The organism is Streptococcus toyakuensis (genome assembly GCF_024346585.1).
In the GTDB taxonomy this organism is placed as follows: Bacteria; Bacillota; Bacilli; order Lactobacillales; family Streptococcaceae; genus Streptococcus; species Streptococcus toyakuensis.
This window is the reverse complement of the sequence record NZ_AP024523.1, coordinates 91,871-118,771: the sequence shown is the minus strand read 5'-3', so window position 1 is coordinate 118,771 and position 26,901 is coordinate 91,871. Positions and strand designations below refer to the sequence as shown.

Sequence of the window (26,901 nt, the reverse complement as noted above, 5' to 3'; positions counted from 1 at the left end):
CATATGAACTATAGAGAACTTAGAAAAATCTACTACAGTCATCGTGACCAATATGAGGAAGAATATCAACTACGCTTACAGGGATATAGTTCCATTAGAACATCTCTTTATCCTCATTTAATGCAACGCGATACTGTCAAAACAAGTCAATACCCTTTATTTGTTACCCTGCATCTTGGGATTTCCCAACTGATGGAAACTATCTCACAGCAGTCTCAACGAATTAGCGAAATAGCTGATACCCTCCCTAAGATTGCCCACGATCAGTTTTATAAAGAACAACTCTACCAATCGATTATTTCCACAAATGAAATCGAAGGTATCCATACAACTCGTAAAGAGTTGGTCGATGTGGAGAAACTCCTAGAGGAAGACCCCTATAAGACCGAACAAATCAAACATCTTTCCACCTTGCGAATGTACCAACAAATCCTTAAGGATGAATTTCTCCAAATCCAATCACTTGAAGATATCAGAGGGATTTATGATCAATTAACACAAGGAGAAATCTCGCCAAAGGATCAACTTGATGGAGAGTTTTTTAGACAGAAATCGGTCTTTATCCAAGACGACAAGACTGGCAAAGTCATCTATATCCCACCTCAAAAGGAGGAACAGATTCAGGTTATGCTGACAGAGTGGATTCGTTTTATAAACGACCATTCTATCCCAAACCTTGTCAAGGCTTGTGCTGGACACTATTTTTTTGAAAATATTCATCCCTTCTATGACGGTAACGGTCGGACAGGCCACTATATCCTTGCCAAGTACTTGTCGAGAAAGCTCGATAAATTTTCAGGGTTAGTTTTATCCCAACAAATCAATCACCATAAGCAAGACTATTATAAGGCTTTTAGGAATACTGGTGATCATCTCAACCGTGCCGATGCTACCTTCTTCGTTGAAACCTTGTTAACTTTTATCAAGGAAGGACAGGAAAATATTATCCAAACCCTCCTTGAAAAACAAGAACAACTGCATCGCTATAAAGTTAAGATAGAGCAAACAGAAGGGCTGGAAGAAGTCGAGAAATACATCTTGTTTCTACTCGCTCAGTCCAAGCTCTTTGTCGATGATAAGAGAGATGGTATAGAAGATAGAAGCATCATCCAACTGGCCAATCAGTCCAACCATCATTACTCTAAGAAAAAGGTCAAGGATGCTTTCTTGCATCTTGAAGAGAGGGGAATTTTGACCCTAATTGGTAGAAAACCTTCCCAACATTATCTTTCTGACCATTTTTAAGCCTATCTCCCCCTTAGCGGTAGGATATCCTCTGAAATCATGCGCATATAGTCCTCTTTGAGGGCTTTTTTGTATTTGAGTTTTGGTAGTGCCTTGTCTCCATGGGCTTCCTTATAGGCGAGGTAGTCCTGAGATTCTGTGATGGCTTTTTCACCATTTTGCTTGTCGCGTCCGATGCGGTAGTTGTCCACTACGAACTGGAGTTCATCCTCTCCTATCTGCCAATAATCTGCCGTTTCACGAATCTTTTGCTGGGTAGTTAGCTCAATCATCTCATCCAACTTATGGGTTACAGACTGTCCCTGATAGCTCTTGGCATCAGCTTGGACATCCTGCCAGAGTTTGGAGATGATGCTGGATAACTTAGGATTGGATTTGTTCAAATCTTCGATATAGTTATCTACCAGACTCTTTTCCTTTTTACCGATGAGGTTTTCTCGATTTTCAATCAGGGATTGGATGAGAGAGAGGATATAGTGATAGTTTATCTCGTCGGTGCGGATGGATTCGAGCTCATACTCGATATCTAGGAGAACCCCTTCATCTTCTTGGTCTTCTTTTCTGCGTCTGCGGAGTTCTTCGATGACATTTTGATATTGGCCGGCAAAGTTCTCGATGTCTTCTAGGCTGAGACCAATCTCTCTGAGGATGACTTTCTCATCGTAGTCCGAATAGACTTGTATAGAGGATAGGAGCTTGTCAAATTCTTGGAAGGCCTTGGCAAAGCGTTTTAATTCTGCATCTGTCGCTGTATCCAAATCAGGTACCTGCTCTGGACTTGGAGCGATAGCCAGTAGTTGATGAACCTTCTCCAGAAACTTGGCCTTCTCCTCCTGCCATTCTGGGGCTAAGACACTGGTTTCGCCACCATTTGAGTAAAGGCTCAGAGCTTCATCCACTTTTTCTTTAAAGCGGTCAGGCGTTTGGAAGGTAACGATTTGACCGAATTTCTTGCCTTCATCAAAGAGGCGGTTGGTTCGTGAAAAGGCCTGAATGATATGCTGGGGTTTCATGGGCTGACGGTCCATGAACAGGGTCGATAGGCAAGGGGCATCAAAGCCTGTCAACAAGCGGTCCACCACGATAACCAAGTCCAACTGCTCTTCACGGAAGGCAAAGCGTTCTTTCTTACGGGCCAGACGGTCGTTGAGGTCACTATTGTAGGAAGCAATGGTTACTAGGCTAAAGTGGGTACCAAACATGGCATTGTAGTCTTCTAAACTCTCCTCCATGTAGGCTTGGTTGACGTAGGAGTCTGCTTCATTTTCTGTCACAGAGTAAGTAATAGCAACCTTAGGAAAGTCTGGTAAGACCTTTTTAACATTTTCCGAAATGCTTAAAGACTTTTCTCCATTTTTGACTTGCTTAATCAGGTTATAATAGGCCTGCGCACGGGCGATGCTTTTGACGGTCAAAATAGCTTCATAGGTTTTTCCTACCCCATTTTGGAAGCCGAGTTTGCGTCTTGAGCGATTGAGAATGGCATCTAAAACTGCAAGCATATGACCTTCGTCATCATAACGCTCCTCGTCAATCTCATCTTCTGCCCAACCAGGCATGGTTGTCTGATACTCTACATTAAAGCCAAGAACCGCCTTGTCATGGATGGCTTCTTTGACGGTATATTGATGGAGGCAGTCACCGTACTGCTCTTCGGTCGTCTGAGCAAGGTCTCCTTTTTGTTCACGTTTATTTTCTGTAAAGATAGGAGTTCCTGTAAACCCATACCAGAGAGAATTTGTAAAGAAATGCTCTAGGTGGCGCTGGCGTTCAGGAGTCACTGCGCGATGGCATTCATCGACGACAAAGGCTAGTTTGAGTTGTTTGATACGATTGTAGACCCTTTGGTGACGACCTTCATCAAACTGACGAATCATAGCATTGATTTTCTGGATGGTCGTCACAACGACACGGCGGTCATCAGAAGCTAGATTTTTAACCAATTCCTGTGTATCATCGGTCTCGTCGATATCGATCATATCGTTCTCTGCGTAAGACTGAAAAGAACTGGTCGTCTGCTGGTCAAGGTCTGTCCTATCAATCACAAAGATTGTCTTTTCGATAGATGGAATCTGGAGCAGATTGCGCGAAACCTTATAAGAGGTCAGGGTCTTTCCTGAACCAGTCGTATGCCAAATATAGCCCGACTGGCGCTTGCGACTGGCTTCACGGATGGCTTCAATGGCATGAACCTGATAGGGGCGCAATAAAATCAAGGCCTTCTTGTCATCATCGATGACAGAATACTGCATGACCATCTCATGAGCTCTCGGTATCGACAAGACAGACTCTGCAAAGTCAAATAGTTGAGGTTGGGGTCTATTTTCACTATCCACCCACTTGGTCAAGAAGCGTTCATTTAGCTTGTTGGCTTTGGCAGCTGCGATGTAGCGAGTGTCTGTGACATTAGAGACGACAAACATCTGAAGACTTGAAAAAATACCTCTGAACTGTCCTTCTTGGTCGTATTTCTTAATCTGACGGAAGGCATCCATGTAAGGATGAGAACGACTTTTTAGTTCGATTTGAATCATGGGCAGACCATTGATTAGCAAAGTCACATCCCCACGACGCTGGCGAATCCCTTCTCCGCCTGTGATGACTTGGTTGACAACCTCATAGCTGGATTTGCCACCAGCGACATTGTTTCTCCACAAGACTTCCAAGCGAATGGTGCCTAAACTAGCATCTTCACGTTGAACCTGCACCTTGGCAATGCCATTTTCCCCTGCTATCCACTTGGCTGCTTCGTAGAAGTTGACGAAATTGAGCTGGTTTTTGATTTGATTTTTCTCTGAATTTGTAAGGGGATGGTCTTGCAAAATGCGGACATTATTGGCTTCCAGCTTGGCAAAAAAGTTTCCCCATAGGAGGTCTTCTGTATTTAACTCAGGTCGATACACCCATTGACTTTCTCCCTTTGTCAGCTGGTTAATCAAATCCCGCTCGATAGCCAATTCCTGTTTGGTTTTGACTTTACCTGCCACAGGAATAGCAGTCTCGTCTTTGGGAGAGAGTCTCTGACTGATATGGAAATCCTGCAAGGCTGCTTGATTGAGATGTTGCAATTTTTTGAGAAGATCTTGCTCCGTCCCTTTTATGGCTTGATAGCCTGCTGTCAATTCTTTATCTGCATCTAGGTAGTGATGCGGGTTCTTCTTTATTTGGATATAGCCCTGCACCAAATCTTCTAAACGTCTCAGCTGAATAGCAAGCTGGTTCTGGAGTTCCTGAGAATTGCTTCCAGATGCTTCTTTCTGGTTGATAGCCTCTAGGTATTCTACGATGGCAGTATAACTAGCCTGCAACTCAGGTGCTGAAACGATGAGTTCTTGTTCTAATTCTTTTGATAAGGTGTAAATCATTTATATCCTCCACTTCTATCAGGCAAAAAGCCCACCAAAAACATTGGTAGGTTTTGAAAATGGGTATAAGGACTCGAATGTAGCTCTCTGCAAGGGACTTATTTGCTTAAATCTGACAACCATAGGGACTCTTCCTTTTCATTCATCCAAGGCGTTGCGACATCGAACAAACAGCGCCTTTACTTCCTTCCATTGTACCATAAAAGACTAGTAGTGAAAAGGTTTTCTAAGGTATTCTCTCTAAATCTAGCCAGAATTCCCTGACCTTCAAACTTCTACTAAAATAATACACAAGTCCCTTGCAAGCTATACTTACAAGGGACTTGTGTATTATTCTTGTACTTCTTTCTGGGCGGCCTTGCCTTGTTCTAGAAGAGCTTGGACCATTTTCTCATCGCGTAGTTTGACAGAATCGTTGATCATTTCTGCGGACTTGACAATGGTTGTTTCTAGTTGGGCACGTTTCTGACGACCCAATTCAATAGCTGCGACGATACCTTGGTTTTGAGCGACCAGACTTTCAGCCAGTTTAGTAACCGATTCGACAGCGACTGTCGGGCTTTGTGCAATTCTCTCCATCTGCGGAATCACTTCCTTGCTGGTTTCAGCTAGCATCTGAAGGGCAGCATTATTGGCATTGACAATGGCATCTGCCACGACACCTGATTTCATTGATTGTTGCAAAATACCAAGTTGGGCAATAGAAAGCTTCATTGTCGGAATCGTATTACGACGAAGCATGCCCAATTTTTGGCGCATATCAGATGACACCTTCACAAGATTGCGCATCTGAGGTGTTGTTGCCCAGGCAACATAGAGACGGCTGACATACTCAGTATGTTGTTGTTCAAGAGTATTGACCACTTCAGCCATACGGGCCAATTCTTGTGACTTGGTTTGGTATTCTACCGTACTTGTATCAAGTTGGTCAGCTTGGGCCTTCAGTTCGGCAGCGCGTTTGCCAGCTTCTGTCTGACTAGCTTCGATAAAGGAAATCACTCCCACTAGATTTTCAATGGATTTAGTATTGTCCTCAATCAACATCTCAGCTGAAACGATATTTCGAGCTAAGACATCTTCTTGCTTGACCACTGCGGCAGCCATACCATCGAGCTTTTGCTCCACTGTTTTTGAATCAAAGTAAAATTCTTGTAGGGTATTCTTGCTCTTGTTAAACAAGCGTTGCAAAAAGTTTGGTTTTTCTTCTAACTCAGCAATTTCAGCGTTCTTGTATTTGACTACAAAGCCTTGCAACTCACGGTTGGTATTCTTGAGTAAGTCATCCACTTGGGGAATCTGCAGTTTCTTTTGCTCTGACAAGATACGATTGACCGTATTATTCACACCTTCTACAGCAGATTGGCCAAAATCTAAAAGAGCATTTTGATTTGTGACAAACTGGTCTACTAACTGGGGCACGTGCGCCTTGATTCCTTCTTGCTGCTCAGGGCTCAACTTTTCAAGGAAGGTCAAGGTCTTGTCTGAGCCAGTATTTGTCTCGATGATTTGGGTTGTTTTATCCACCTTAGCTACCGTATTATTGGCAATCTGGTCAATATCAAAATTAAATTCTGTCATGGTTACTCCTTTGTTTCTAACCTATTCTTTACGATCTTTTTCTAGGATACGCAGACTGATATCAAAATCACGCATATCTGTTTCATTGAGTTCTCTCAGGACTTGGTCCAGCTCAAGGTCAAATTGTTCGATAGCTGCTTTAGCTTGTTGCAAACGTTCTTCGGCTCGATTATAGTTTTTAGGATTGGCCTTAATCTTTAAATAGCCTTCTAAAATCGTTTGGAATTTCTCCATCTTCAAACTATGAATGGCAGTCAATTCTTCCTTATCCCCCTCAGCAGAGGTGGCAATCTTGTCTAAAATTGCCTGATGGTCAATGGCAATATTGGCCAAGGTCTGGGATAATTCTGGAGCTAATTCCTCTGGCTCCGCATTTTCAATATCTACCTGACTTTCTCTATCCAAACGTTCTAGCTGAACATCGATAGTTGCCCGTACTGTACGAACCTTTTTATCAATACGATTATAGACATCATCATCGATATAGGACTTGAGACGATCCGCCTCCTGATGGATTTCTCGCAGTTCGATTAATACTTGATTGGCCAGACTTTTATATGAATCCGAGCCTTTTTCTACTAAAGTTTCCTCTAATTGCTGAATATCCTTGTCCGCCTGACGAATCCGAGCTTTTAAAAGCTCAATCCGATCATCTAGAGAACGATCCTGCAAAAGAGGATAGCGTAAGCGTTTGTAAAGACGATAACCACCATATCCTAGCAGGACACAAGCCTCAAGTGGAAGAACATATTGAACCAAAAGGCCCAACAAGAACAAGAAGCCCCAAAAATAGAGACAGCCTTTCCAAAAACCATTACCCGATTTCATAAACATTCCTTATTTTCAATTTATAAGTCTATTTTAGCACAAAAGACAAAAATGAGGGCGGAAATCCCCTAGAAAAGAGTTGATTTCTTTGCTGTAGAATGGAAGCTAGTAGCGCGTGGGCTAATTTCAGTAAAGCGGACTCAAATCATAAACACACTCTGAGGAATATCAAAACAAAAGCTTGAAATATCGAAAGGGTTGTGTTAGAATGAGAGCATAAAGGGAAAATAATGCTTCTAGCATATATAACTAAAAACCCCCACCGTGCCACCGATGGGGGTTTTTGCTACCCTCTAAAAGGGTTAAATGCTACTTGCTACGTCTCTTTATCCATAGCTTGAAAAGCTCAGATAGTACGTTAACAAGTAACGGAGCTAGAAAAAGGGAAAGTAACTCTAGCATACATAACACCTCCCTTCATTAAACTGAGGAGGCCAAAATATTATATCACACCAGATTTATATCATCAACATCGCGTATAAAAAATAAAAACTTGAAATATCGGGGGAGTTGTGTTAGAATTAGTCTATAGTGATGATAATTGTCTAACAAGGCAACAAAAAGCCCCAACGTTCCAGCGTTGAGGTTTTTTTGGCTTATTGCCCCTTAAAGGTTATTTCTTGCGTGAGTTAAGCCATTTCTCAAACAAGGTTGTCAAAATATTGACTACTAAGGGTGCTAGAAAAATTGTGATGATAATTTCTAACATCGGCAACACCTCCCTTCATTAAACTGAGGGGGCCAAAACATTATATCATACCAGATTTATATCATCAACATCGTGGCATTCCCAAACAAAAACGCCTTCATGTAGGTGCTATTTTTTCTTGAACAAGCGGATGTAGTCCTGTTTGCTATGAATAATATCTGATATAAAGACAGCTTTTCTATCCTCTAAAATATGATAGAAGGCTAGGTAATCGCCTAAAATGATGCATCGAGTTTTGTGGGGTGGGTATATAATACTTCCTACTCTTTCGTCAGCATCAAATCCCGCTTCTGGGAAGACTTCAAGACGCTCCAAACCATAAAGAATATTCTTAACTGTGTTTGCTCCTGCCTGTTCTGAAAAGTAGTTAGCTGAGATATAATCTTTAATACCTCTTAGCTGTTCTTGTACCGTTTCGGAGATAATAAGGCTATATGCGTTCTCGTTAAATTCCAAGGTTAGCCCTCACTTCATCAAGGCTGTAAGTCTTTCCATGTTCTAAATCCTCAAAGCTACAGGCAATTTCGGCACGCAATCCTAATAGAAGTTCTTCTCTTTCTTTGTCTACTTGAGTTTCAAATGGCAAGGCTTTATTTTCTACAATGTGTTCTAAAAACAAGTTAAAACTGGCTGTCATATCAAGATTTTGCGCTGTGATAATAGCTTTAGCCTTTTCTAACAAGTCTCTGTTAGTCTTAAAATTTACCTGTGTGTTTTTTTCTAAAACATTCATAGTAGTACCTCCTTTTAGACTATTATATCACTTTAAACTATACAGGTCTAGTTCCGTATAGCTACCTATAACTGTACATTAAAAAGCTATTTTAAAAACAAAAAAAGCACTAAGGGGAAGCGCCCAAAAATGCTTAATATCAGGAACTTAAAAATGATGAGTTCAGCAGGCAAAAAACTAGCACAGCCAAGCGGTGTTTTTTCTATTACAATTATAGTTTTCAGGAGCCAATCTAGGAATATTTAAATGAAATGTAAGTAATTATCACTAATAAAATAATCAATGAAAAATAAAATGAATGACGTAAATAAAAATGCTTCCACTTGTGCGAACAACCCTCTTTGCATTTACTGCTCATGCAGTTTCCAATTTCCTTATTGGTGATTCTAGCAATCCATAATAACAATGAATACATCAATGTTATTACACCAATTAACATCAGACATGAAATTATTATCATCTTAGAAAGATTCATATTTAATAAATCATCTCCGATATCAAAAACAGCTCTTGCTACTTCAATGCCTCCAAACATTACAAAAACAAATGCTGAAAAAATCCCTAAAATTGCTATGAAATCCGTGTAGATAGATGATTTTGTTTGTTCAATATCGTCAGATTGTTCCTGTACAGTTTTAAGAAGTTTATTAGAGTTGGCTGATTGCCCCTGTATATATTTAATAAAATATTTAGCTTGACTTAGTTGGCTTTTAGCTTCTGTAAGAGTATTATTAGAGGCGTCTGATTTTTTCTTTACATCTTGAAGAATTAATCTAGCTTGGTTTAGTTGGCTATTGACATCTTTTAACCCCTGCTCCACTTCCTTAGCAACCCTTGATATATAAGATTTCTGAATTTGAGATAAGCTATAATTAGAACTTATTTTCTTAAGGTTCTTATCTAGTATTAATTTCTTAGCGTTATCATCTGCTTCTATAGTTGAAGATAAATAATCGATGTTCCTATTTAACGTTTCATTGAGCTCATTGCTATTTTCATTCTGGTATACAAATTCAGCAATATAATCGTATGGAATTACTAAATTTTCCTCAGTTAAATTATCTTGAAGCGATTTTACAATACCATCATCATGATTAGAGATATCACCAACTAAAAGAAGTTGGATAAAACTTGTACTTATCTGAGCCATTCTAACTCCTCTGGATGGTTGTTAAAATAATTCAATATCTCTTCATTTGTGTATTTTATCCCTTGAACACCATCACTAATTAACTTTTCGTACTTTTTCCATGGTTCCTGTTTATGAGTTTTCTCCACTATATCAAAAATATCTACATCAGAAAATCTATCAATAACTTTCTTTAACAAATTAGCATCAAGTTCTGGAATATCTTGTGGTTGATACTTAAATATTTTTATGTTTCCTAATGAATTATTTTCTATATTCTCAAAATGAAAATATTCTTTAACAATATCCTGTTTTGTTATTTGAAAAGCTCCGAATCTTTTATATTCATGATATACACTTGGTACAACGGGACCATATTTCCATTTCTCCATTTGTTCCTCAAAAAGAGGATTTTTAGTGTCAACAATTTTAATTACATTGGCAAAATATAATATTTTTTGTAATATGAGGTTGTTAATTGAATAGCTCTTATCGTTAGAATATTCAATTATATAGTTCGCAATAAATAATGGTGGTTGCATTACTGAATCTCCTTTTACTCTTATTATATCACGTAGTTTAAGGACTACAAAACATTTTAGTATTTTTCTTTCTCAATACCCAAACAATAAAACACTAGCAACTCGTTTAAACACACGTTTCAAACATGCTGGTGTACCTAATATTGGATTCCATGGTTTTAGACACACACACGCTAGTCTCTTGCTAAACTCTGGTATACCATATAAAGAATTACAACACCGTCTAGGTCATTCTACACTAGCTATGACTATGGACACTTACAGTCATCTCTCCAAAGAAAAAGCAAAAACAGCCGTCTCATTTTATGAGAAAGCTGTGAGTTCGTTATAAGTGATGACAAAAATGATGACAAACCCAGAAATCAACATTTTAAGATAAAGCAAAAAGCCCACTGTTGTAGGCTTCTTACAATATAAAGTCTTATCTTAAAGCATTTTGTTGTAGAATTCAACGACAAGTGCTTCGTTGATTTCTGGGTTGATTTCGTCGCGTTCTGGCAAACGAGTCAATGAACCTTCCAATTTTTCAGCGTCGAATGATACGAATGCTGGGCGTCCAAGAGTAGCTTCTACTGCTTCAAGGATTGCTGGAACTTTCAATGATTTTTCACGAACTGAGATCACTTGACCTGGAGTTACGCGGTATGATGGGATATCAACGCGTTTTCCGTCAACAAGGATGTGACCGTGGTTTACGAATTGACGAGCTTGACGACGAGTAGTCGCAAGACCAAGACGGTAAACAACGTTATCCAAACGACGTTCCAAAAGAAGCATGAAGTTGAAACCTAGGATGCCGCCTTTGATTTTTGTAGCTTGTACGAACAAGTTACGGAATTGTTTTTCACCTACACCGTAAGTGAAACGAAGTTTTTGTTTTTCAGCCAATTGCAAACCGTATTCTGATAATTTAGAACGGTTGTTTGGTCCGTGTTGTCCTGGTACGTAGTTACGACGTGCCAATTCTTTACCTGTACCTGTAAGTGAAAGGCCAAGGCGACGAGCTTGTTTCCAAGATGGTCCTGTATAACGTGACATGTGAATGTCCTCCTGATATAAATAATATTTCGGTGGAAATAGTCACTTAGAAAGCCCTGATTCGTGCAGATGCCCTTCGCCTAAACAGCCAAGGTTACTTATCATAAGACACCTGTTGACGAGCTTCATGCTTTCCTGCTGATATTTCACACAAAATCCATTTTACCATGAATGGCTAGATTTGTAAAGGGGTCTTAAGCTTTATTTTCACTGCCAGAGAGGTTTGTAACTTCTCAAAGTAACTTCCACTTGCCTGACCAAAGTGGAAATTAGTCTAAAACGGATTTTTATGGTGGAATTAAGTGTGAGACGTTTGAGTTAGAAACGAGGTCTACTATGACAAAACATAAACACCTTACCCTTTCAGACCGTAATGATATCCAATTAGGTTTAGAGCGCAGTGAAACCTTCAAAGCTATTGGACAATCCATTCTAAAAGACCCGACTACTGTTTCTAAAGAAGTCAAACGAAACAGACAAGTCCGAGAGTCTACATGCCATAACCTTCCTTGCCCTCTACTCGACAAAGTTCCCTTTGTCTGTAACGGCTGCCCTAAAAGAAGACAGAATTGTGGCTATAAGAAGATCTTCTACCTCGCTAAGCAAGCTCAAAAACAATACGAACAAACTCTTGGCGAAGCTCGTGAAGGAACTCCCCCTCAATTCCAAGACCTTCTGGGACATGGACAAAGTCATTTCTGATGGGGTTAAAAAAGGACAACACATCTATCATATTCTCAAAACTCATAACCTTGATGTCAGCTCCTCAACTGTCTATCGACACATCCGAAAAGGGTACCTATCTATCGCTCCGATTGATCTTGCCAGAGCCGTTAAATTCAAAGAAAGACGAAAAAGTAAGCTACCTTCCATCCCTAAAGAAGCTAAAAAAGGCCGTTCCTATGAGGATTTCCAAAACTATTTAGCACTGAATCAACTAGACTCTTGGCTGGAAATGGACACAGTTATGGGGAGAATGGGAGGTAAAGTCCTACTCACCTTCAATCTATCTTTCTGTAACTTTATCTTCGCTAGACTTCTGGATAATAAAACTGCCCTTGAGGTTACCAAACATCTCTATGACATCAAGAACACTCTTCACCAAGCGGACAAAGATTTCTTCCAACTCTTCCCTGTCATTCTTACCGATAATGGTGGAGAGTTTGCCAGGGTTGATGACATCGAAATGGATGTGCGAGGAGAGAGTAAACTCTTCTTTTGTGACCCTAATCGCTCTGACCAGAAAGGGAGAATTGAGAAAAATCACACGCTGATTCGCGACATTCTACCTAAAGGAACTTCTTTTGACAATTTAACTCAAGAGGACATCAATCTCGTCTGCTCTCATGTCAACAGCGTCAAACGTGCTGCTTTGAATGGAAAGTCAGCTTATGAACTCTTTGCCTTTACTTATGGAGAAGAAATTCCTAAGCTTCTCGGCATTTCTAAAATACCTGCAGAAGACGTCTGTCAGTCTTCTAAATTACTCCAACATAAGTTCTAAAAACTAACCTAAAACCCTATTCAAACGTCTCACACTAACTTCCACCATAGCGGAACTTAATCTGAAACGCTTTCAGATAAGAGGATTTTGTGCGCTCTTTTTTTCGATTCATTTTGGCTACAAAAGCAATAAAATCAAGCATTAGTAAAACCAGTGGAACTTACCCTGACATGGATTTCCACTGGTTTTTACAATTTTTATCAGATTAACTTCCACTTCTACTAGCGGTGGAACTTAGTTTGGGAATTTACCCCAGAGAGGTTAAGAAGGAGGGTAAAGGTGCTTCCGAGGCCGTACTGGCTAGTAACTGTGATTTCTCCACCCAATTGATGGGCCAATTCACGCGCAATCGCAAGACCTAAGCCATGACCACCTGTTTTCATATTACGCGAAGTCTCTACACGATAAAGGCGTTTGAAAATATTCTCCAAATCCTCTGGGGCAATGCCCTGTCCCTCATCCGTCACACTGATTGAAAGCTGGTTCTTCTCCAGCTTAGCCACCACTTCCAGCTTGGTTCCTGGAGCAGAGTATTTAAAAGCGTTATTGACCAGATTCACCAAGATACGAGAAAGCTTAGCATAATCTCCCTCAATCCGGGCAGACTCTGGGATTACCTGCAAGTGGACATCTCTTCTTTCTTGCTCAATCAAGAACTGAAATTCACTCATGCACTCAATCAAGAGCTGGTCCAGAAAAATACTGTCCTTGCTGGTAGTTTCTACCTGATTTCTAGCTGTATTTAGAGTCAAAAAATTCAACTCTTCAACCAGTTTATTGAGTCTTTCCGTCTGGCGCCCAATAGTTGCTAGATAATGGTCCTGTTCTCCTTCCTTGATAACCCCATCCAAAATCCCTTCTACCGTCGCTTGGATTGAAGTGATGGGAGTCTTAATATCATGCGAAAGTTGAGCAATCATCAAGCCCTTTTCTCGTTCGCTTTCTTCCAAGGAATCAAAGCTTGCCTGCAAATCATGGGACATTTCATTAAAAGCTTGCCCTAATTGTTGAAATTCTAAAGGGCCTTGAACCTCCAGATTTGAAGGAAAATCCTTGTCCGCTACCCGCTTGGCATGTTCCTTGAGTTTGCCCAACGACGTAAAGACCGGTGATAGGAGAAAGAGACTAATCCCAGCACCGACAAGGCTGGCAACGATGGTCATCCCAAGCAAAAAGTAAATCTCGCTTTTCTCAATCAGCATTTTTTGAACAGCCCAAAAAACAACCAAAATGGTTAAGAGGGTTGAAATAATATATCCAACCAAAATATAACTTTTTAGTTTCATGTTTGTCCTCTCGGTTTCTCTATCTTATATCCCAACCCCCAAACGGTCTTAATAGTGGGCGTTTGGTCACTACTATATTTTGCCAACTCCTGTCGAAGAGCATGGATATGCACATTCAAGGTATTGGTATCATCCACATAGTCTTCTTGCCAGACCTTTTCATAGAGGTCTGTCTTGGAGAAAACTCGCTCTGGATTGCTAGCTAAAATCCACAGCAATTCAAATGATTTAACAGTCAAATCCAGCATTTCTTCTTCTATTTGAACTTCATGACTACTATGATTCATTTTCAGATTACCAAGGGAAATCAGCTCTGTTTCGCCCCCACGATGAAGGCGGCGCAAAATATTATGGACCCGCAAAACCAGCTCACGAGGGCTAAAGGGCTTAGCAATAAAATCATCTGCTCCCAAGCTCAGACCGTAAATCTTGTCCTGTTCACTGGTCTTAGCAGTAATAAATAGGAAAGGCTGCTCTGGTGATAAGTATTGAACTTCACTGATTAAATCATAACCATCCATCCGAGGCATCATGACATCTGTGATAATCAAATCAATCGGTTTTTTCTTGAACAGCTCTAGCGCTTCCAGTCCATCATGGGCTACCAAGACCTGATAACCTGCCTGAATTAAGTATCTCTGATGAATATTGGTGATTTCTACCTCGTCGTCAACGAGTAAAATTGTCTTTCCCATCTGTCTCTCCTTTGATAAAAACAGTGCTATACTGCTTTAAGTATAACACTATTTCTATTGTTTTACGATGATTTTAATCTGCTATTGAAAGAAAGTCCTGATTGCTGATTGAGTTGGTAAACTAGCCTTAGTCAGCCCACTATCCATCATTTATTTCCTTAGCTGATTAGTTTTCTTCTTTTTTGTTTTTCAAACCTAGACCACCGAGTAAACCTGCAAGTGCAAGCCCAAGGAAACCAATACTTGCCATTGATGTTTGAGCTTCACCAGTATTTGGTAGCATAGCTTTATCATCTGACATCATCTTGTCTGACATCATCGTATCAGACATCTTGTTAGCAGAAGCAGCCATGTTTTCACCTGCCATCGTATTGGTAGAGCTTGTCATAGTGTCAGCAGGCATGCTATCTGTAGTACCTGGAGCTGGAGTCTCAGTCTTCATACCTGATTTTTCCATTTGGTCATTTGCTGGCATTGCTTTATCAGTCTCTTTGGCTGGTGCCATCATGTCCTTATGGTCAGTAGCTGTTTGATGAGTCGCACCTGTAGCATGACTGTGATTCATCGGAGTCACGCCAGAGCCAGAGTTAGAAGGTGAGAAAGAACCATTCGCTGTGTCTGATGTTTCTTTAACATTTATCTTAATAGTAACTTGTTTAGTTGCTACGACATTTGTCAAGTCAGCTTTACCATCTTTGTTACCGTAAACTTTAACAGTAGCATTGTAAGTCTGAGTACCATTAGCACGAAGCTGATCGATTAAAGCTTGACCTTGTTTACCAACAGTATTGCCATTTAAGTCTACTTCATAGAAATATTGACCTTTTGTTTTCACATTTTCTCCTAATGGAGATAAAGCAGGATTTTTAGCTACACCATTATCAGACCATGGAGCCTTGTCAGAAGCTTTTAGTAATAGACGAGTCAACATACCATCACCAGCGAATAGTTCATAAGGAATTACTTGGTTTACACCGGCTGTGAATGGACCTTTTCCTTCAGCTTTTTCAAGATAAGCAGCAGGAACATCGATACTGTCTTTAATGTTATCTTTAACAGCTTTTTCGACAGTTTCTTTAGCAACTAATCCATTGATGTTGATGTCTACATTTTTAGTAGCAACTAGATTAGTCAAGTCAGCTTTACCGTCTTTATTTCCGTAAACTTTAACAGTAGCTTTATAAGTTTGAGTACCATTAGCACGAAGCTGATCAATTAAAGCTTGACCTTGTTTACCAACAGTATTGCCATTTAAGTCTACTTCATAGAAGTATTGACCTTTGGTTTTCACGTTTTCTCCTAATGGAGATAAAGCAGGATTTTTAGCTACACCATTATCAGACCAAGGAGCCTTATCAGAAGCTTTGAGCAAGAGACGAGTCAACATACCATCACCAGCGAATAGTTCATAAGGAATTACTTGGTTTACACCGGCTGTGAAAGGACCTTTTCCTTCAGCTTTTTCAAGATAAGCAGCAGGAACATCAATACTGTCTTTAACGTTGTTTTCAACTGCAGAGTTAACATCGCTTCTTGTTACAAGACCGTTCAAGGTAATATTTACTTTACGTTCCTTGACAACCTTAGTCAAATCAGGTTTATCTCCGGCTGCTTCATAGACAGTTAGGGTAGCTACATAGGTATTTGTACCATTAGTACGAAGTGTATCTAATAAATCCTGACCCTGCTTACCTGTGGTGTTACCATTCAAAGATACTTGATAGTAATACTTGTCATCAGGTAAATTTTTCACTGGTGGAATTTTCTCGTTTTGAGCGACACCGTTATCTGACCATGGAGCCTTGTCAGATGCTTTGAGCAAGAGACGAGTCAACATACCATCGCCTGCGAAAAGTTCATATTTAAGTGGTTTGTTTACACCAGCCAAGAAAGGACCGGGAACTTTGGCTTGTTCTAGGTAGCCCGCTGGGACATCAATACTGTCTTTAACATCCTTATCGACAGCTTTTTCAATATCTTCTGGAGTTGCTTGTGTCCCTGCCACATCATCTGTATCTACAGCGTCTTTTAAGACATCTGTTAGCTCTGGATTTTCTTGAGCTTCTTCACCTTTTTCAAAAAGTGTATCCAGACGAGAAGGGCTTGTTTCCTCGCTCACTTCAGTTCCTTCTGTAGTTGTCGGAAGTGAATTCGTATTTCCAGCAACGGCCTCAGGTTTCGCTTCAGCAAGAACGGTGTCTCCCTGAGTTTCTGCTAAGTCACCCTCTTTCGTTACCGATTCCCCTTCAGGTAAGACTTGAGCAGGGGTTGGATTGACCACATCGGCACGTACAGAACTTGGCTGACCAACTAGGACAAAAAAGCCACTTGCCACAACAACTGAGGCAACACCGACACTAAGACGGCGAATAGACCAACGAGTATATCTTTGATTTGGATTGAATTTCATAGGATTCTCCTTAGAGTTTTTCTTTATTTGATGACTCTAGTATAATCTCCTAAAATTAAAAAGGATTAAGAAAAAGTTAAAATTTTTCTTAAATCCCTCTTATAAAATACTTATATCAATTAAATCCATAAACAGATTTGGTGATTTGATAGACAACATTGGACAGTTTGCGAGCTGGCAAGACAGAATGTTTGGTCAAACGGCTGAGCATGGTCTTGCGGATAGCCTGAAAAACCTCTGGATTTTCCTGCTGAATATAGGTCCACAGCTCCCGTTTTTTAGCAAGATGCTCTGCTGTGCCTGCTCGGTTGAGCAGGGCACTGGAAATCACCGTCGTAATCTCAATATGATTCAGCAAATATTCTCGCATTTTGGGGTGACTCACTTGGGATAAATCAAGCTGGTCTACCAAGAGTCGATTGACTTTCAGTTGCTGATCAATGCGCTTAATCATCACTTGCTCATTGACAGACTGGTCCTCACGCCCAATCAAATAACGATAGAAATCGACAGGTAGATAGTACATGGTTTTGACCTGCTGAAGGGGTGTAAAGACAAAAAGATTATCGACATAAAAAGTATGCTCAGGCAATTGGAACTGGCTCGCTCGCAACAAATCTGTCCGGTAAATCAGCGAGTGCATCATGATATACTGGCCTTTTGAGAAATTTCCGACCTGATCCCAGCCAAAAATCTGCTGGACAGGCAAGACTGACTCGTAACTCATACTCTTCTTACGAGACTGACCTTCCTTTTCATAGACAAAATTAGTCACAAAGGCATCAACTTCCTGCCCCTCACTCTCTAGTTCCTGCAAGGTTTCAAGAATTTTCAAATAAGCACGAGGATCCACCCAGTCATCACTATCAACTACTTTAAAATAGCGCCCAGAAGCCTCCGCCAAGCCGCGATTGACAGCACCTCCATGGCCTTTATTTTCCTGATAGATGGCTCTAACGAGGTTAGGATACTTGCTAGCTAAACGCTCAGCGATTTCCTGAGTCTGGTCCTGAGACCCGTCATTGATAATCAAAATCTCAACTTGCTCACCACCAATCACTAACGACTCCACACAGTAATGAAGATAGACTGCTGCATTATAGCTAGGAATGGCGATAGACAATAACTTCATAATCTACTCCTTTAGGGGACTGATTTTTTCTTATACTCAATGAAAATCAAAGAGCAAACTAGGAAACTAGCCGCAGGTTGCTCAAAGCACTGCTTTGAGGTTGCAGATAGAACTGACGAAGTCAGCTCAAAACACTGTTTTGAGGTTGTGGATAGAACTGACGAAGTCAGTAGCCATACCTACGGCAAGGCGACGTTGACGTGGTTTGAAGAGATTTTCGAAGAGTATTACTCTCTCTTGTCACTTCTTTCTATTTTACCATAAAGTCCAGCTTCTGAAGGACTTTTACTAGAATACAAGGGTTGCTGTCTCTATTTGCTATCTTGGACATCAAAAAAGAGGGGATTCCCCTCCTTACGAATTCAATTCTGCCAAGTCGTCTAGATACTGGTTGTTAATGACTGCCAAGATATAGGCATCTGCTTTCAAGAGGTCATTGGGTCCAAACTGGACATCCAGTTGTGAATTTTCCTGTTCACGAAATCCTAGGACATTGAGATTGTATTTCCCACGTAGATCCAGCTGGCTCAGGCTTTGACCTGCCCAAACACTAGGAATTTTCATCTCTACGATAGACACATTTTTGTCCAGCTGAAAGACATCAACATTGTTATGAAAGAGAATGGTCTGCGCTAGAGACTGGCCCATTTCATACTCAGGTGAAATCACCGAGTCAGCACCGATTTTTTCTAGCACCTTCTTAGCTGTCTGGCTTTTGACCTTGGCAATAACCCTTGGTACCCCTAGACTCTTACAATGCATAACTGCAAGCACACTCGACTCTAGATTTTCCCCTGTTGCGACGACAACCGTATCACAGGTATCAATTCCAGCGGTTCTGAGGAGTTCCTCATCTGTAATATCGCCCACAACTCCACGCGCCAAAACAGGCTCAAATTGATTGATGCGCTCGGCGTGGTCGTCAATGGCAATGATATTCATATCTTGCTTGGCTAGAGCCGTCAGGACACTACTCCCAAAAATCCCCAAGCCTAAAATTCCAATCGTACGATCTGACATCGTTCTTCCTTTCTTATCCAATACTAATATCTGCTTTCATATACTGAATCAAATCTTTCTTATCCGGCTGGTAATCCGCTAGACTAACCAGCAAGGTCAAGGGACCGATACGGCCGATAAACATAAGCAACATGACAATGCTGAGGGCTAGCTTGCCCAATTCTGGTGTCAAATTTGCCGTTACCCCAACTGTCGCAAGGGCTGAAATGGTCTCAAACATGAGGTAGATAAATCGCGGGGTTCCTTCTGCCGTAATTCCCAGCAACATCAAGCCCAACAAGAAGGTCATCAAAAAGATAATGAAGACACTAAAGGATTTTTGGACTGTTCGGGTTTCAATGGTTCTCTGCGCAACATTGGCATGAGGCAAGCCCAGCAACTCACTACGAGCAAAGACCAACAAGACAAAGAAGGTCGTAATCTTGAGCCCCCCAGCCGTCCCTCCAGGCGCACCGCCGAGAAACATCTGTAGGATATAGATAAATAAAGTCACAGGCCGAGCTTGGGTGTAGTCAATAGAGGCAAAGCCAGCTGTTCTCATGCTGACGGTTTGGAAAAAGCTAACCAGCACTTTCTCTGGGACACTGAGATTGCCAATGGTTCCAGGATTGTGCCACTCCGTAAAGAGTGTAGATACTGTCCCAAACAGCAAAATCCCTGCAGTTAAGAAGAGAACCAGCTTGGTGTGGAAACGTAGACGGCGTTTTTTCTTCTTGTCAAACTGGGTTGCCAAGTCAAACCAGACCATAAAGCCGAGACCACCCGTGATAATCAAGCCGGCAATGACCAGATTGATCAAGGGATCCGTCTGAAAAGCCACTAAACTGCTACTGCCGAAATTATCAAAACCAGCATTACAAAAGGCTGAAATGGCTAAAAAGATAGAGGTAAAAATGCCTCGTCCCCAGCCGAACTCAGGAATAAAACGGAAACTTAGTAGAAAGGCACCAAAGCCCTCCACCAGAAAAGTCGTCAAAAAGATGGAACGCATAAAAGACTTCAAAGACTTACTTTCCCCATAACTAAAACTCTCCTGAATGGTTTCACGACTACGCAGACTAAGCTTTTGCTTACCTTGGATATAAAAAATCCCGATAAAGGTCATGAGCCCCAGACCACCAATCTGTATCAAGAGCATACAAATCAACTGACCCCAAATATTATAGGTGGTAGCCACCGGTTGCGTAAAAAGGCCGGTTACACAGACCATGGACACCGTCGTAAAGAGATGGTCAAAATAAGTGGCCTGAGAACCACTTGCCTGAACAAAAGGCAAACTCAAAAGAAGAGAGCCTATAAAAATAACTCCAGCGAAACTTAAAAAAATGCGACGAGCAGACGAAAGTCCGCCAAAGACCCTTTCAAGTTTTTTCACAAATAATTTGAATAACATACATCCATTGTACCATAAAAAGAAGAAGAGTAGCTAGATCTGAAAGGCAATCTCAAGGCAGAGTTCCAAAGCCTTCTCAAAAGCTTCTGAACCCCAGTCACGACTATCGTACTGGTCCAAGTCTGCTAAGGAATCAGCTGTGAACAACAATTCACCCCAGAGAACCCCTCGCAGTTGGGCTACTGCCGCAAGCGCAGAACACTCCATCTCCACAACAGCACAGCCTTCCTCCTTGCGATAAACCACCTTTTCAGCCGTTTCTCGGTAAAAACCATCTGTGGTCCAGGTCATGACTTCTTCATAGGGAATCCCTCTGGCCTCCAAAACTTGCTCAATAGCAGCAATAGCCTCTGGCTGCATTTCCATATAACGAGAAGGGGCCACATAGTGATAACTGGCTCCTTCATCTCGCAGAGTCCGAACAGGGACTAGAAAGGCATTTTCTTCTATATCAGTCAGCACACCACAGGTTCCAGCGGAAATAATCTGCTCCACACCATAGCCAATCAACCAATCCATAAACTGGGCTGCTGGAGCTGAACCAACAGGAGCCTGAGCCAAACAAAGTTCCTCGCCCTTGTAATTGATGACATAAACTGGATAGGTCTTGGTGGCAGAAACAAATTCGCCGACACAGTCCGCCCCTACTTCCCTCGCATAACGGTCAATCTCCTCACCTAAAAAAGCATAGACACACTTCTTTGGCAATTTCAAATCCAGCCCCTCGTGATTGGGCATGATAACCGCCTGAGGATTATCATCAAACTCTAAAATAGGAATCGCGTGTTTCTGAATCATAACCTACCTCCTCTAATTTTGTACTATTGTATCAAAAGCTGACAGAGTGTCAAGGAATTCTCTTTAGCAAGCCAGAAATCTCCTCTTCCATACACTTGAGAAATCGTTGCACCGCTGGAGAAGTCGGTTTCTGTTTTGGCAAAGCGATTGAGGACTTATGAAGAATACAAAATCCAACAACAAAAAAGACATGAATCTGAAATAAGCAGAACATGTCTTTTTTAGCTTGTTTGAAAGTCAAGTAAATAAATCTTAGCTCTTCTAGAACTCCCTTATTTCCACAAACCACCTAAAATCTGTTTTTCTAATAAGTCTAGGTCCTCTTCCTTTATTTCTCCGTTGTCGCTAACGATATAAAGTTGAGCGAAGTAAGCCAACAATGGACCAACACAAATACGAACCATTTGAGGAATCGTTAACTCTGGATTTACACGTGGATCTGCTAGCAATTCTTTATGAAGCACTCGAAGTTTATCTTGAATAGCATTCCAGATAAAAATCTGTTCATTTTTTAGTTTCTTATTTGAAAAACTCTCCTGCAGAATGATTTTCATCAAAGCACGATTTTTTTGAGATAGCTCATACGATCGTGGACGAGATAACGAACCCTCTCTTCTGTCGTTTCAAAAGCTAAGAGTTCCTCAACAAAACTACCGAAAATGCCTGGGACTACAGGATGTAAAATAGCCGTCAGTAGATCATCCTTCGTCTTAAAATACTTAAACAAAGTTGCCTGGCTTAGTCCAGCACGCTCAGCTATGTGAAGAGTTGAGGTCCCATGGTAACTCCTAGTTGATATGAGATCCACTGCTGCCTGCATGATTTTTTTCTTTCCTTGAGGGTAATTCGCTTCTTCTAAGTAATCTTCAAACGATTCAAAAACAGTCTTATCCATCTAATCTTCACACCTTTTTAGCATTATTTATGTTGATTTCTAAACTTTACGATAACGACGCAATCCAACAATATTGAGAATTGTTAAAATGATCAAGAAAATCATTAAAACACCAAGATTTGGCAAAATATCACCAAGATTGTGTCCGTAAAGAATAATCTGGCTTATTGCATCACCAGAATAGGTTAATGGCAAAAATTTCCCCACAGTTGGAGCCCATGCTCCCATGGATGACAATGGAATAATCCCTGAGAAAAAGAGTTGAGGCATAATCACGAGAGGAATAAATTGCATCATTTGGAATTCTGATTTTGCTAGAGTAGACAAGAGAATTCCAAAAGCTAGTGCTACAAGAGCCAGTACCACATTAACTATTATAACATTTAAAATATTTCCTACAACTTCTACATCTAGTAGCCAAATTGCTGCTAAGACGACAACTGCCGTTTGAAAAATCGCAATAATACCGTAAGACAACATATAGCCATAGACAATTTCAGAACGTTTCACTGGGGTTGCTAACAAGCGATCCAAGGTTCCACTTGTGCGCTCTTTCAAAAGTGCCATACCAGAAATCAAAAAGACAAAGAAGAAGACCACAAAGCCAATTAAAATTGGAATCATACGTGCAAAGAATCCAGTATTTTTATCTCCATATTGGTAAGATTCTTTGATTTCAGGCGCCTTTGCATCTAATTTCAATTGTGGAAGAGCTTGTTTGATACGAGATAGTAACTGATCGGTGCCTTCACTGGCGATACTTGTTCGTAACACTTGTCGTATCATAGATGTCTTGGAGGCATCTGTATTTGCGTAGTCGACCTGATACTCACCGTCTTTATAAGAAATCACAGCATCGACTTTTTCATTTGCTAGCGCTTCTTTGGCCTGATCTAAGTCTTGATAAGTCTCGATGTCCACATGATCAAGCTCATCCATTTTCGTTATCAAACCAGTTGGTAGATCTTGTGTCGCTAACTTGACATTCACGGTTGTACTAGCTGAAAACATGAGGTTCATCAGCCACATAATAAATACCGGCGCTACAAACATCATAGCCAAGGTTCGTTTGTCACGAATCAATTCTTTGATAACTTTTTTAGCAATAGCAATGGTTCTCATCTTACTCTCCTTCTGCTTTCAAAAATACTTCTTCAATACTTGAAACTTGATAACTTTCTTTTAAGTGTTGCGGTGTATCAAAAGCAATGATTTTTCCACCTAATAATAAGCCGACCTTATCCGTTAACTCTGCTTCATCCATAACATGGGTAGTAACTAATATCCCAACCCCATTGTCTCTAAGCGCGAATAATTCTTTCCAGATTTTCTTCCGAAGAGAAGGGTCGATTCCAACTGTCGGTTCGTCTAAAATCAAGAGCTGAGGATTCCCCAGAAGCGCGATGGCTAAAGACAAGCGTCGCTTCATTCCTCCAGAATAACCGGATACCGTTTTATTCAAATGATCTGTCAGATCCACAACTTGAGCCACATGGGCAATTTCAGCTGTCAGATCTCTTTTGGATAGCCCTTTTAGCTGACCAAAAAATTCCAGATTTTCTTGACCTGACAAAGCCTCATATAAGGCATCTGACTGGGCCATATAACCAATATCTCCTAAAATATGACGATTGGGCATAGTATGATCCAATACCAAAGCAACCCCTCCGTCAGCTTTTTCCATCCCTAACATAGTCTTAATCATAGTTGATTTACCAGCACCAGATGGACCTATTAAGCCTATAATTTCTCCCGGCTGCAATTCAAAGCTGACATGATTCAAAACCATTTGACGACAAAAAGACTTATCCAAATCTTGTAAATGTAGCAATTTTTTCATATGCTTCCTCCTAGGTGAGTGTTTACTCACTTACTGAATATAGACCTATTATAGTGAGTGTTTACTCACTTGTCAAGAAAAAAGTTGAAATTCTTTAAAAAATAAAGCACCATATTCGTATCTGATGTTTATAATGCACATGTCTTATTTCTAAAAATGTTTTTGAACTTCCTCTCTATACTCCGAAATGGTCTTTTCTGTCCACTTTTTAAAGGCCTATTTTCCCTCTACTTTTCTCGGCTAATCCAACCATCGTCATTGCTATCGCAACTCTAATGACCTTGGTAATGGGAATTCATTTTACTCATTTTTATATGAAACAGACTAAGAAATTTTCAAGACCTAATTGAAACCAAATTAGCCCTTGGAAGTCAAAAAATCCTCGAACTCTACGCTGACCGTCTAGCAGAATCAGACCAAATGCGGCATGACATTTCTAAGAATTCGGTTAAGGGACGTAACCTACAAGCTGCTTACGTGGATGGATTTACTTTGAGAGATTTCTTCGCCTTCAACCAAGGACTAAATAAAATGGGTGACCAAGCACTTCCTTTTAAAATTCACCCTGAACATTTTGTATTTGCTGGAGTTCACGGTGGACAGGAAGTGAGGAGTTGATTGAAGAGTACGGTCAACCAACTTATCAAAAAATCTTTATCAGTCTAGATACTGAAAAAACAGGCGTTCCGGATGCCGATACAAAAATTTCTATGGCAGGTGATACTGCTACTCTCATGTCCGATACAAGCCTTGATATCAAGATGTATGGTATGCATCAGTTCAAGATGAAAAAAGGTGGACTCCGCATCAAATTAGGCGTCTTTTCCCCAGAAGCAACCCCAAGCTAGATGGAGCTCGGTCACCAAGAACACCTAGCAGTTGAATTTTTCAATTCCCTCACAATCGCCTACCAAAACAAAACATTTAAGGGAAAACTACTCAATACCTTCTTAAAATTCAAGAAATTTAAGTAAACAAAAACGGATGACTGAACAATTTAGCCTTTGAAAGCTACGATTATAAAATCCCTCGTAACATATCAATTTATCACCCATATAAAAAGATAGCCATTCTAATTGAATGCTATCCTTTTTTGTTTATCCTTGTCCACCAGGGGCTGGACCGCCAGGACCACCATTTCCTTGAGGTCCTCCATTTGGTCCACCGCCTCCAGGCATAGAATTGACAATATCAGTTTGTTTTTCGCCGTTAATGTAAATATCCCCACCTGTGTAAGTTGCTGTTCCATCAAAGTCAAAGCCTGATTGTCCTATCAATTTAATGGTTCCACCGGTAACCGTGATATTCCCGTTTGAGTCAACTGGATCTGTGTCACCTTGACCGACTTCTACAGTTAGATTTCCACCTGTCATAGTAAAGTAAATATCACTTTGCTGGGCATTTTTATTGGCTGCATTGACTCCATCATCTGTCGAGTAGACATTGATATCGCCACCATTGATCGTAATGGATTTCCCTTCAATTCCTTCAGTCGCATTCTTGACTGTGTAAGTACCACTATCAATCACTAGGTTGCCAGAAGCGTGAATGCCGTCATCGCCTGCTGTGACTGTTATGGTATTGTTCGCCAAATACATATTTCCGACAGTCATATCGTCATCATTGTCAACTTTGACACCATCTTCCTTGGCATCGATTGTCATGGTCGCACCAGTGATGTTAAGTTCATCATTGACATTAAAAGCATCGCCTACCGATGTGATGTTAATGGTTCCACCCGTGATGTGAAGGGTGTCGTTAGCCTTGATAGCATTGCTTTTCTTGCCATCTACATTGAGAGTTCCTGAACCATTGATGGTCAAATCAATCTTAGAAAAGAGAGCGGCATTTGCCTTTTCATCACTGTTAGAGCTTGAGTCAGAGAGACTGTTTGTCGTCCCTTCTGCTAAAGTGAGGTAGACATGATCGGCTGATGTCGCTGAAATAGCCACATCTGTATTGGTCATACTTGCACCTTTTAGAACAAGTTTCACATCATCAGACTTATCAGCTGCAATTTTAATTTGCACTCCGTCAGACTGACCAGAAATGACATAGGTACCTGCTTTTGAGATAGTCACTGTTGAGCCAGAAACTGTCACACCGTCTCCAGAGACACTTGCAGATGAGCCTGACAATTCAATCTTAGAGGCTGTATTTTCATCATAAGAAGTGTCGTAGTCCTTTTCTGTAAAGTAAGAAGATTGACTGTTTTTAGCTGAAGTTGTGATGGCAGTGGTATCTGCCGCTGCAGTTGTACTTGACTTGGTCGTTGACTGCCCACAAGCTGTCAGCAAGGTCAAAGCTGTTAAACTGGTTAAGATTAGAGTCCATTTTTTTGATTTCATACTTTTTTCCTCGCCTTCATTTAGCTTGAGCTTAGTTTACAGGGGAAGTCTGAAAAAAATCTAAACTTTTTCTGAAAGTTTTCTTAAGTTCAGTTTCAGTTGAGTTATCTTTAACAAAAGTTTTAGGAAAGTTCCCTAGACTAGTCACAAGCAAGTTCATACTCAATGAAAATCAAAGAGCAAACTAGGAAGCTAGCTGCAGGCTACTCAAAACACTGTTTTGAGGTTGTAGATAAGACTGACGAAGTCAGCTCAAAACACTGTTTTAAGGTTGTAGATAAGACTGACGAAGTCAGCTCAAAACACTGTTTTGAGGTTGCAGATAGAACTGACGAAGTCAGTCACATATATACGGCAAAGTGAAGCTGACGTGGTTTGAAGAGATTTTCGAAGAGTATCAACTTGCCCAGACA

At 40.7% G+C, this 26,901-nt stretch carries 24 protein-coding genes and 2 pseudogenes; 7 read left to right on the top strand and 19 right to left on the bottom strand.

Annotation, left to right across the window (positions count from 1 at the left end):
• Window positions 1–3 precede the first annotated feature (3 nt).
• Window positions 4–1,245, top strand: a complete 1,242-nt coding sequence (locus tag STYK_RS00570; RefSeq protein WP_261805048.1) for a Fic family protein — start codon at window positions 4–6, stop codon at window positions 1,243–1,245.
• Window positions 1,246–1,247: 2 nt separating this feature from the next.
• Here STYK_RS00570 and STYK_RS00565 read toward each other — a convergent pair whose 3' ends face one another.
• The 7 genes from STYK_RS00565 to STYK_RS00535 form a co-directional block, all read right to left on the bottom strand.
• Window positions 1,248–4,610 (bottom strand): type I restriction endonuclease subunit R, encoded by a 3,363-nt coding sequence (locus STYK_RS00565; protein WP_261805047.1) that lies wholly within the window; start codon window positions 4,608–4,610, stop codon window positions 1,248–1,250.
• Between the two features lie 330 nt (window positions 4,611–4,940).
• Entirely contained in the window at window positions 4,941–6,188 is a 1,248-nt protein-coding gene (locus STYK_RS00560; protein ID WP_261805046.1) for a toxic anion resistance protein, read from the bottom strand.
• Window positions 6,189–6,209: 21 nt separating this feature from the next.
• The gene (locus STYK_RS00555; protein WP_261805045.1) at window positions 6,210–7,016 is read right to left on the bottom strand and encodes a hypothetical protein; all 807 of its coding nucleotides are present in this window, start codon (window positions 7,014–7,016) and stop codon (window positions 6,210–6,212) included.
• An 817-nt stretch (window positions 7,017–7,833) separates the two neighbouring features.
• Entirely contained in the window at window positions 7,834–8,181 is a 348-nt protein-coding gene (locus tag STYK_RS00550) for a type II toxin-antitoxin system RelE/ParE family toxin (protein WP_061439908.1), read from the bottom strand.
• The gene (gene relB / locus STYK_RS00545; protein WP_261805044.1) at window positions 8,171–8,458 is read right to left on the bottom strand and encodes a type II toxin-antitoxin system RelB/ParD family antitoxin; all 288 of its coding nucleotides are present in this window, start codon (window positions 8,456–8,458) and stop codon (window positions 8,171–8,173) included. Before relB ends, STYK_RS00550 begins: the two co-directional genes overlap by 11 nt.
• A 232-nt stretch (window positions 8,459–8,690) precedes the next feature.
• Window positions 8,691–9,608, bottom strand: coding sequence for a hypothetical protein (locus STYK_RS00540; RefSeq protein ID WP_173214597.1), 918 nt, complete (start codon window positions 9,606–9,608; stop codon window positions 8,691–8,693).
• Window positions 9,596–10,129, bottom strand: a complete 534-nt coding sequence (locus STYK_RS00535) for a Panacea domain-containing protein (RefSeq protein WP_173214599.1) — start codon at window positions 10,127–10,129, stop codon at window positions 9,596–9,598. Before STYK_RS00535 ends, STYK_RS00540 begins: the two co-directional genes overlap by 13 nt.
• Here STYK_RS00535 and STYK_RS00530 point away from each other — a divergent pair.
• On the top strand, window positions 10,110–10,460 hold the full coding sequence (locus STYK_RS00530; protein ID WP_390625147.1) for a tyrosine-type recombinase/integrase: 351 nt from the start codon (window positions 10,110–10,112) through the stop codon (window positions 10,458–10,460). The genes STYK_RS00535 and STYK_RS00530 overlap by 20 nt on opposite strands.
• Before the next feature lie 95 nt (window positions 10,461–10,555).
• Here the strand turns inward: STYK_RS00530 and rpsD are convergent, their stop codons facing one another.
• Window positions 10,556–11,167: a 30S ribosomal protein S4 gene (rpsD, locus tag STYK_RS00525; protein WP_000092756.1), complete on the bottom strand. Its 612-nt coding sequence runs from the start codon at window positions 11,165–11,167 to the stop codon at window positions 10,556–10,558.
• Window positions 11,168–11,503: 336 nt separating this feature from the next.
• Here rpsD and STYK_RS00520 point away from each other — a divergent pair.
• Window positions 11,504–12,671 (top strand): annotated as a pseudogene (locus STYK_RS00520) (IS30 family transposase).
• Window positions 12,672–12,892: 221 nt separating this feature from the next.
• Here the strand turns inward: STYK_RS00520 and STYK_RS00515 are convergent.
• The 4 genes from STYK_RS00515 to STYK_RS00500 form a co-directional block, all read right to left on the bottom strand.
• Entirely contained in the window at window positions 12,893–13,957 is a 1,065-nt protein-coding gene (locus STYK_RS00515; protein ID WP_261805043.1) for a HAMP domain-containing sensor histidine kinase, read from the bottom strand.
• The gene (locus tag STYK_RS00510) at window positions 13,954–14,652 is read right to left on the bottom strand and encodes a response regulator transcription factor (RefSeq protein WP_261805042.1); all 699 of its coding nucleotides are present in this window, start codon (window positions 14,650–14,652) and stop codon (window positions 13,954–13,956) included. Before STYK_RS00510 ends, STYK_RS00515 begins: the two co-directional genes overlap by 4 nt.
• Before the next feature lie 166 nt (window positions 14,653–14,818).
• Window positions 14,819–17,062 (bottom strand): PavB family fibronectin-binding SSURE repeat adhesin, encoded by a 2,244-nt coding sequence (locus tag STYK_RS00505; RefSeq protein WP_261805041.1) that lies wholly within the window; start codon window positions 17,060–17,062, stop codon window positions 14,819–14,821.
• Window positions 17,063–17,177: 115 nt separating this feature from the next.
• Complete coding sequence (locus STYK_RS00500) at window positions 17,178–18,194, bottom strand: glycosyltransferase family 2 protein (RefSeq protein WP_261805040.1); 1,017 nt, start codon at window positions 18,192–18,194, stop codon at window positions 17,178–17,180.
• A gap of 39 nt (window positions 18,195–18,233) precedes the next feature.
• Here STYK_RS00500 and STYK_RS00495 point away from each other — a divergent pair, with 39 nt between their 5' ends.
• Window positions 18,234–18,458, top strand: a complete 225-nt coding sequence (locus tag STYK_RS00495) for a hypothetical protein (protein ID WP_261805039.1) — start codon at window positions 18,234–18,236, stop codon at window positions 18,456–18,458.
• A 90-nt stretch (window positions 18,459–18,548) separates the two neighbouring features.
• Here the strand turns inward: STYK_RS00495 and STYK_RS00490 are convergent, their stop codons facing one another.
• The 6 genes and pseudogenes from STYK_RS00490 to STYK_RS00465 all read right to left on the bottom strand — a co-directional run bounded on the left by STYK_RS00490 (window position 18,549) and on the right by STYK_RS00465 (window position 24,140).
• Entirely contained in the window at window positions 18,549–19,214 is a 666-nt protein-coding gene (locus STYK_RS00490; protein WP_049510874.1) for a potassium channel family protein, read from the bottom strand.
• A gap of 13 nt (window positions 19,215–19,227) precedes the next feature.
• A complete protein-coding gene (locus STYK_RS00485) occupies window positions 19,228–20,607 on the bottom strand; it encodes a TrkH family potassium uptake protein (RefSeq protein ID WP_261805038.1) in 1,380 nt (459 codons plus the stop codon).
• 33 nt (window positions 20,608–20,640) lie between these two features.
• Entirely contained in the window at window positions 20,641–21,405 is a 765-nt protein-coding gene (locus STYK_RS00480; protein WP_261805037.1) for a nucleoside phosphorylase, read from the bottom strand.
• 272 nt (window positions 21,406–21,677) lie between these two features.
• Window positions 21,678–22,300, bottom strand: a pseudogene (locus tag STYK_RS00475) (TetR/AcrR family transcriptional regulator).
• A gap of 39 nt (window positions 22,301–22,339) precedes the next feature.
• On the bottom strand, window positions 22,340–23,422 hold the full coding sequence (locus STYK_RS00470) for an ABC transporter permease (protein ID WP_261805036.1): 1,083 nt from the start codon (window positions 23,420–23,422) through the stop codon (window positions 22,340–22,342).
• 1 nt (window position 23,423) lies between these two features.
• Window positions 23,424–24,140 (bottom strand): ABC transporter ATP-binding protein, encoded by a 717-nt coding sequence (locus STYK_RS00465; RefSeq protein WP_261074068.1) that lies wholly within the window; start codon window positions 24,138–24,140, stop codon window positions 23,424–23,426.
• Between the two features lie 420 nt (window positions 24,141–24,560).
• Between STYK_RS00465 and STYK_RS00460 the strand changes: the two genes are divergently transcribed.
• Complete coding sequence (locus STYK_RS00460) at window positions 24,561–24,758, top strand: hypothetical protein (RefSeq protein ID WP_261805035.1); 198 nt, start codon at window positions 24,561–24,563, stop codon at window positions 24,756–24,758.
• Window positions 24,755–24,988, top strand: a complete 234-nt coding sequence (locus STYK_RS00455) for a hypothetical protein (protein WP_004262832.1) — start codon at window positions 24,755–24,757, stop codon at window positions 24,986–24,988. The genes STYK_RS00460 and STYK_RS00455 overlap by 4 nt, the downstream gene beginning before the upstream one ends.
• 249 nt (window positions 24,989–25,237) lie before the next feature.
• Here the strand turns inward: STYK_RS00455 and STYK_RS00450 are convergent, their stop codons facing one another.
• Complete coding sequence (locus tag STYK_RS00450) at window positions 25,238–26,488, bottom strand: carbohydrate-binding domain-containing protein (RefSeq protein WP_261805034.1); 1,251 nt, start codon at window positions 26,486–26,488, stop codon at window positions 25,238–25,240.
• 165 nt (window positions 26,489–26,653) lie between these two features.
• On the opposite strand from STYK_RS00450, the gene STYK_RS00445 reads away from it, so the two are divergent.
• Complete coding sequence (locus STYK_RS00445; RefSeq protein ID WP_261805033.1) at window positions 26,654–26,851, top strand: hypothetical protein; 198 nt, start codon at window positions 26,654–26,656, stop codon at window positions 26,849–26,851.
• The last annotated feature ends 50 nt before the right edge of the window (window positions 26,852–26,901 follow it).

Excerpts from the sequence above, each read along its gene's own strand:
- STYK_RS00515 (WP_261805043.1), bottom strand. The coding sequence starts at position 13,957 with ATGAAACTAAAAAGTTATATTTTGGTTGGATATATTATTTCAACCCTC.
- rpsD (WP_000092756.1), bottom strand. The coding sequence starts at position 11,167 with ATGTCACGTTATACAGGACCATCTTGGAAACAAGCTCGTCGCCTTGGC.
- STYK_RS00495 (WP_261805039.1), top strand. The coding sequence starts at position 18,234 with ATGAAAATCAAAGAGCAAACTAGGAAACTAGCCGCAGGTTGCTCAAAG.
- STYK_RS00570 (WP_261805048.1), top strand. The coding sequence starts at position 4 with ATGAACTATAGAGAACTTAGAAAAATCTACTACAGTCATCGTGACCAA.
- STYK_RS00465 (WP_261074068.1), bottom strand. The coding sequence starts at position 24,140 with ATGAAAAAATTGCTACATTTACAAGATTTGGATAAGTCTTTTTGTCGT.
- STYK_RS00500 (WP_261805040.1), bottom strand. The coding sequence starts at position 18,194 with ATGAAGTTATTGTCTATCGCCATTCCTAGCTATAATGCAGCAGTCTAT.
- STYK_RS00510 (WP_261805042.1), bottom strand. The coding sequence starts at position 14,652 with ATGGGAAAGACAATTTTACTCGTTGACGACGAGGTAGAAATCACCAAT.
- relB (WP_261805044.1), bottom strand. The coding sequence starts at position 8,458 with ATGAATGTTTTAGAAAAAAACACACAGGTAAATTTTAAGACTAACAGA.
- STYK_RS00535 (WP_173214599.1), bottom strand. The coding sequence starts at position 10,129 with ATGCAACCACCATTATTTATTGCGAACTATATAATTGAATATTCTAAC.
- STYK_RS00565 (WP_261805047.1), bottom strand. The coding sequence starts at position 4,610 with ATGATTTACACCTTATCAAAAGAATTAGAACAAGAACTCATCGTTTCA.
- STYK_RS00485 (WP_261805038.1), bottom strand. The coding sequence starts at position 20,607 with ATGTTATTCAAATTATTTGTGAAAAAACTTGAAAGGGTCTTTGGCGGA.
- STYK_RS00505 (WP_261805041.1), bottom strand. The coding sequence starts at position 17,062 with ATGAAATTCAATCCAAATCAAAGATATACTCGTTGGTCTATTCGCCGT.
- STYK_RS00490 (WP_049510874.1), bottom strand. The coding sequence starts at position 19,214 with ATGTCAGATCGTACGATTGGAATTTTAGGCTTGGGGATTTTTGGGAGT.
- STYK_RS00555 (WP_261805045.1), bottom strand. The coding sequence starts at position 7,016 with ATGAAATCGGGTAATGGTTTTTGGAAAGGCTGTCTCTATTTTTGGGGC.
- STYK_RS00460 (WP_261805035.1), top strand. The coding sequence starts at position 24,561 with ATGCGGCATGACATTTCTAAGAATTCGGTTAAGGGACGTAACCTACAA.
- STYK_RS00480 (WP_261805037.1), bottom strand. The coding sequence starts at position 21,405 with ATGATTCAGAAACACGCGATTCCTATTTTAGAGTTTGATGATAATCCT.
- STYK_RS00470 (WP_261805036.1), bottom strand. The coding sequence starts at position 23,422 with ATGAGAACCATTGCTATTGCTAAAAAAGTTATCAAAGAATTGATTCGT.
- STYK_RS00560 (WP_261805046.1), bottom strand. The coding sequence starts at position 6,188 with ATGACAGAATTTAATTTTGATATTGACCAGATTGCCAATAATACGGTA.
- STYK_RS00445 (WP_261805033.1), top strand. The coding sequence starts at position 26,654 with ATGAAAATCAAAGAGCAAACTAGGAAGCTAGCTGCAGGCTACTCAAAA.
- STYK_RS00450 (WP_261805034.1), bottom strand. The coding sequence starts at position 26,488 with ATGAAATCAAAAAAATGGACTCTAATCTTAACCAGTTTAACAGCTTTG.
- STYK_RS00540 (WP_173214597.1), bottom strand. The coding sequence starts at position 9,608 with ATGGCTCAGATAAGTACAAGTTTTATCCAACTTCTTTTAGTTGGTGAT.